The organism is Ilumatobacter nonamiensis YM16-303, from assembly GCF_000350145.1.
GTDB classification, from domain to species: Bacteria; Actinomycetota; Acidimicrobiia; order Acidimicrobiales; family Ilumatobacteraceae; genus Ilumatobacter_A; species Ilumatobacter_A nonamiensis.
Genome location: NZ_BAOL01000215.1, coordinates 1 through 5656 on the forward strand (window position 1 = coordinate 1; position 5656 = coordinate 5656).

The window sequence follows — 5656 nt, forward strand, 5'->3', positions numbered from 1 at the left end:
GCGGGAATCGGGATCGGCAACGACACCGCAAGGCCCGGCAGGACTCGCTGTTCGTGCTCGACGAGCACCGCGGCCATCGAGCGACGCGGCAGCCGGACGGTCAGCTCATCGCCCAACCGGAAGATGACGTTGTCCCAGCCGTGCGCCAACTCGACGATCGACAGGTCCGCCAGATCCGCGTGCTGATCGCGCAGCAATGCACGCACCAGATCGACCGTGACGTCGACCTCGGCCTCCGGCATGTTCTGAGCCCCCACGGACCCAGTGTCCCACTCAGCGACTCGGGGCCCTGACTCGGGCCCGCGACTCACTTCGTCGTCGTCTTGACGTCCTCGCCGAACGAGTCGAGGTCGAACAGCCGGACGTCGTTCGAGAACACCTCGACCGGCTTCGTCGGATCCATGCTCAGCATCCGCTGGAGGACTCGGACCTGCGTGACCTGGTTGTACTCGGACATCGTGATCGCCCACCCGGTCCGGCCGGCACGAGCGGTGCGGCCCGAACGGTGCAGGTAGTCCTTCACGTCCTTCGCTGGTTCGTAGTGGATCACCGCACCGATGTCGTCGATGTCGATGCCACGGGCGGCGACGTCGGTGGCGACGAGTACCTGGAGCTTGTCCTCGGCGAACTTGCGCATCACGCGCTCACGCGACCGCTGTTGTAGGTCGCCGTGGATCGCCTCGGCGTCGATACCCAGGTCCTGCAGCTTCTCGGTCGCCCGGTCACACTGCCGCTTGGTCTGGCAGAACACGATGATCTTCGGGATTCCCTTGGCGATCGAACCGATCACCTTGTCCCGGTCCATGTGGTGGATCCCGAGGAACAGATGACGCATCTCGCCGACCGTGTCGGTCGCCTCGTCGATCGCGACCGTCTCGGGATTCGTCTGGTACGCGCGGATCAGGTGCCCGACGTCGCCGTCGAGCGTCGCCGAGAACAGCATCGTCTGGTTGCGGTTCGTGCAATGGCGCAGGATCCACTCGACCTGCGGGGTGAACCCGTCGTCGGCCATGCGATCGGCCTCGTCGAGCGTGACGATCTGCATGTCGTCGAGGTTGATCTCGTTCGACTTGATGAGGTCGATCAAACGCAGCGGCGTGGCGACGACGATCTCGACACCCTTCGCCATCTCCTCGACCTGATGGTGACGTGACGCGCCGCCGTAGACCGGTAGCACCTTCATGTTCGCCTCGGTGGCGACCGGCTGGAGGACTTCCGCGACCTGGACGGCCAGCTCGCGAGTCGGCACGAGCACCAGTCCGAGCGGACGCATCGGCTCGGCCTTGTCGGTGATGCGCGCGAGCATCGGCACGCCGAACGCGAGCGTTTTGCCGGAGCCGGTCTTGGCGCGGCCGCAGACGTCGTGACCCAGCATCGCGACCGGAATCGCCTCGGTCTGGATGTTGAACGGCTGAGCGAATCCGCAGGCTGCGAGGCCCTCGTCGATGCGGGGCGGGACGCCGAGTTCGGCGAAACCGGTCGGTGCTTCGACCGGCGGGAGTGCATTGATGGATGTGAGGTTCGATGTGTTGACGTGGTCGCGATCGTGAGGCTCGGAAGGTCGCGTACGCCGGCGACGGGGCGCTCCCCGTCGGGATTGTTGTGATGTCATGTTGTCCGCCAGCGTACCGTTCGGCTGTCGTGCTACAGTGATTGCCGTGACGCACGCTGACGCCTTCGGCCTCCTGCTGCTTACGTAGGGCGAACGCCACATCTTCGCGTTCGCCCTCACCCCCGCCCTCCCGGCCGGGGGTTCTTTCGTTTTCCGGCCCGTTCGCGCCGACCTGTCCCGACCACCTGACTCACACCGACCCCACCCACGGAGAATCCGATGCCACCCCAACCATCCACCCCGACACCGATGCCGTTCGAGAAGTACGCGCCGTTCGTCCCGATCGTGCTCGAGGACCGGACGTGGCCGAACGTCACGACCACCGCCGCACCGATCTGGTGCTCGGTCGACCTGCGCGACGGCAACCAGGCGCTCATCGACCCGATGGACCCCGCCCGCAAACTGCGGATGTTCCAGGAGCTCGTCGACATGGGCTTCAAGGAGATCGAGGTCGGCTTCCCGTCGGCCAGCCAGCCGGACTTCGACTTCCTGCGCCAGCTGATCGAGGAGGATCTGATCCCCGACGACGTCTGGATTCAGGTCCTGGTCCAGTGCCGTGAGGAACTGATCGAGCGCACCTACGAGGGAATCGCCGGCGCACCGCGGGCGATCGTCCACTTCTACAACTCGACCAACCCGTTGCAGCGCGAGGTCGTGTTCAACCTCGACAAAGCGGGAATCAAGCAGGTCGCGGTCAACGGCGCCAAGATGTGCAAGGCACAGGAAGCCGCGCTGCCCGCTCGGGCCGATGGCTCGACCACCGAGGTCCGCTACGAGTACAGCCCGGAGAGCTTCACGCTGACCGAGCCGGACTACGCGATCGAGGTGTGCGAAGCCGTGATGGACGTCATCGAGCCCACGGTGGACGACCGGCTGATCCTCAACCTGCCTGCGACGGTCGAGTGCTACTCCCCCAACGTGTACGGCGACGTGATCGAGTGGTTCGGCCGCACGATCAAGCAGCGTGAACGCGTGATCGTCTCGCTGCACCCGCACAACGACCGTGGGTGTGCCGTCGCGGCGGCGGAGTTCGGCGTGATGGCCGGTGCCGACCGCGTCGAGGGGACGCTGTTCGGCAACGGTGAGCGCACCGGCAACGTCGACGTCGTCAACCTCGCGATGAACCTGTTCATGAACGGCGTCGACCCCGAGCTGGACATCACCGACATCGACAAGCTGCGCCGCGTCGCCGAGTACTGCAACCGGCTCCCCGTGTCGCCACGCCATCCGTACGTCGGCGATCTCGTCTACACCGCCTTCTCCGGCAGCCACCAGGACGCGATCAAGAAGGGCCTGACCGCGCTCGATGCCGGACGCGACCCCGAGACCGGCGAGTACGACATGTTCGCCGTGCCGTACCTGCCGATCGACCCGAAGCACGTCGGCCGGTCGTACGAAGCCGTGATCCGTGTCAACAGCCAGTCGGGCAAGGGCGGCGTGGCGTACGTGATGAAGGCGGAACACGGATTCGACCTCCCGCGCCGCCTCCAGATCGAGTTCTCCAAGACGATCCAGCACATCACCGAGGACACCGGCACCGAGATCGGACCCGGCGTGATGTGGGACCAGTTCCAGTCGGAGTACCTCCCGAGTGAGCCGACGTTCAAGCTCCGGTCGCACGAGCTGAACACGAGCGCCGCCGACGACGATGGCCGCACGATCATCCAGGCTCAGGTCGAGGTGGATGGACGCTCCGAGTCGATCCGCGGCGAGGGTGACGGACCGGTCGAGGCGTTCGTCGCGGCGTTGCTCGCGGAGTTCGGCGATCGTGTCGGCTACGAGTTCGACGTGCTCGACTACGCCGAGCACGCGATCGGACAGGGCGCGAACACGATGGCGGTCGCGTATCTCGAGACCGTCCGTGGTGGCGGCGACGTCCGCTGGGGTGTCGGCCAGAGCCCGAACATCACCACCGCCAGCCTCCGCGCGGTCCTCGCGGCGTTCGAACGTCATACTCGCTGACGACGCGTGGCGGGGTGGGTCCGACCCGCCCCGCCGCCGGGTGCACTACGGTCGGCCGAAATGAACGTGTTGCTGGTCGTGGTTCGACGTCTTCTCTGGTTGGTACTGGTCGCTGCGCTCGGCGGCGCAGCGTTCGCGTGGTGGCGCGACCGCACGGCGATCGAACCGTCGGGTCCCGCCGAGTGGCCGCCGATCCCGCCTCGGCCGCAGACCGCCACGCCCGCAGCCACCGAGACCGCGCCGTCGACCACGGCCCCGGAGCAGCGTTCCGGCACGTCGAGCGCCTCGTTCGTCAATTCGCTCGTCGATGCTCCCGAAGCACGGTCCCGCGACGGCGTCGCCGGCGGTTGGGTCGTCGCGGACGATGGTTCGTGCCCGATCGGTCACCCGATCAAGGCGAAGGACAACTCGGGCATCTTCCACGTGCCGGACGGTCGCTTCTACGAGCGGACCAACGCCGATCGCTGCTACCAGAGTGCCGAGGCCGCGATCGCCGACGGCTACCGTCAGTCCAAGAGCTGACCGCTCCTCCAACCTGTCACGAAAGAGGTTTCGTCCATGAAGGTCACCGTTGATTTCGACGTCTGCGCATCCACGGGTGCGTGCATGCAAGTCTGCCCCGAGGTCTTCGAGGTCCGCAGCGACGGCTACCTCTACGTCCTGCAGGAGGAGCCGGGCGAGGAACTCCACGACAAGGTCAACGAGGCCGCCGACATGTGCCCGACCGCCGCGATCAGCGTCGAGTAGGTCTCGGGTCGCCGTCCCGTTCCGGGTCGATCAGGCAGAACCCGATCGAGCGAGGTCGGCGAGGGTACCGACGGCGGTTCGACCGTCATCGGTGACGGTCAGGATCTCCGCCCCGTCGTCGGTGACGAGCACCGTGTGCTCGAACTGGGCCGATGGTCGGTTGTCGTCGACGTGCTCGGTCCAGCCGTCCGCGGCCTGATGGAATTCCGGCCGTCCAGTGAGCAACATCGGTTCGACCGTGAACGTCATGCCGGGGAGTACGAAGCTGTCGTCGCCACGGACGACGCAATGGTTGACGTGGGGGTCGGCGTGGAAGGTTGCGCCGATCCCATGACCGCCGTACTCCGCAACGACGCCGTAGCCGCGTGATGCGGCGAACGTCTCGATCGCCTCGGCGACGTTCTGCAGGGGTTCGAACGGTCGGATCGCGTCGATCCCACGGAGCGTGGCTTCGCGCGTGGTCTCGATGAGGCCGATCATCGCCGGGCGCGGCGTGCCGACGTGGAAGGTGGCCGAGTTGTCGCCGTGCATCCCGTCGACGAACGCCGTGACGTCGATGTTGACGATGTCGCCGTCCTCGAGCGGACGGTCGTCGGGGATGCCATGGCAGATGACGCCGTTCACCGAGGTGCAGATCGACTTCGTGTAGCCCCGGTAGTGCAACGTGCTCGGGTACGCGCCGAGTTCGATGTAGGTGTCGTGGGCGATCTCGTCGAGTTGCTCGGTCGTCCGTCCGACGGCGACGTGCTCGCCCGTGCGGATCAACACCTTGGCTGCGACGGCACACGCGTGCCGCAGCCGCGTGAGCGACTCCGCATCCTGGATCTGCGGCTTCCGCGAGGTCGAGATCCTCCCCGTCGTGACGTAGTCCGGACGCACGATGTGGTCCGGCACCGACCGCGGAGGGGTGACGTTCCCGATGGGCACCGGGCGGGCGCCCACGGCGCGCCGATCACCGTGACAACGCTTGTGTTTGGCGCCGCTCCCGCACCAGCAGGGATCGTTCGACTTCAGTTTCATCGCAGGGAGTCTACGGGTGTAGACGGTCGGTGTCTACGGGCGGAGACAGGTCCGATAGATTGATCGAATGGCCCCGATGGTGAACACCGAAGAGCTGGTCGACTCCCGAGAACTCGCAGCACTCCTCGGCCTGACGCATGCCAACAGTGTCAGCTTGTACCAGCGCCGCTACGCGGACATGCCGCGCCCGGTGGTCGACCTCGGCAACGGCCGCCCGAGGCTCTGGCTCCGGCCCGCGATCATGGAATGGCTGGAGAACCGTCGGTGACGAGCACCGCGGTTGCGGGGGTCTCCTCGTCGACGACGCGACATGGA

At 66.5% G+C, this 5656-nt stretch carries 6 protein-coding genes and 1 pseudogene; 4 read left to right on the forward strand and 3 right to left on the reverse strand.

Annotated elements, in window-relative coordinates:
- Positions 1 to 257 (reverse strand): annotated as a pseudogene (locus ON45_RS17560) (phosphotransferase); the annotation flags it as partial.
- 50 nt (positions 258 to 307) lie between these two features.
- Positions 308 to 1612, reverse strand: a complete 1305-nt coding sequence (locus ON45_RS17565; RefSeq protein WP_051063307.1) for a DEAD/DEAH box helicase — start codon at positions 1610 to 1612, stop codon at positions 308 to 310.
- A gap of 219 nt (positions 1613 to 1831) precedes the next feature.
- Between ON45_RS17565 and leuA the strand changes: the two genes are divergently transcribed.
- From leuA to ON45_RS17580, 3 genes are read left to right on the forward strand one after another with little or no spacing between them, the layout of a single operon-like run.
- On the forward strand, positions 1832 to 3574 hold the full coding sequence (gene leuA, locus ON45_RS17570; RefSeq protein WP_040495585.1) for a 2-isopropylmalate synthase: 1743 nt from the start codon (positions 1832 to 1834) through the stop codon (positions 3572 to 3574).
- Positions 3575 to 3634: 60 nt separating this feature from the next.
- On the forward strand, positions 3635 to 4096 hold the full coding sequence (locus tag ON45_RS17575; RefSeq protein WP_040495586.1) for a sunset domain-containing protein: 462 nt from the start codon (positions 3635 to 3637) through the stop codon (positions 4094 to 4096).
- Positions 4097 to 4132: 36 nt separating this feature from the next.
- On the forward strand, positions 4133 to 4321 hold the full coding sequence (locus tag ON45_RS17580; protein ID WP_040495588.1) for a ferredoxin: 189 nt from the start codon (positions 4133 to 4135) through the stop codon (positions 4319 to 4321).
- Between the two features lie 30 nt (positions 4322 to 4351).
- Here the strand turns inward: ON45_RS17580 and map are convergent, their stop codons facing one another.
- Positions 4352 to 5341: a type I methionyl aminopeptidase gene (gene map / locus ON45_RS17585; RefSeq protein WP_040495590.1), complete on the reverse strand. Its 990-nt coding sequence runs from the start codon at positions 5339 to 5341 to the stop codon at positions 4352 to 4354.
- 67 nt (positions 5342 to 5408) lie between these two features.
- Between map and ON45_RS17590 the strand changes: the two genes are divergently transcribed.
- Positions 5409 to 5609, forward strand: a complete 201-nt coding sequence (locus tag ON45_RS17590) for a hypothetical protein (RefSeq protein ID WP_040495593.1) — start codon at positions 5409 to 5411, stop codon at positions 5607 to 5609.
- Positions 5610 to 5656: the final 47 nt, after the last annotated feature.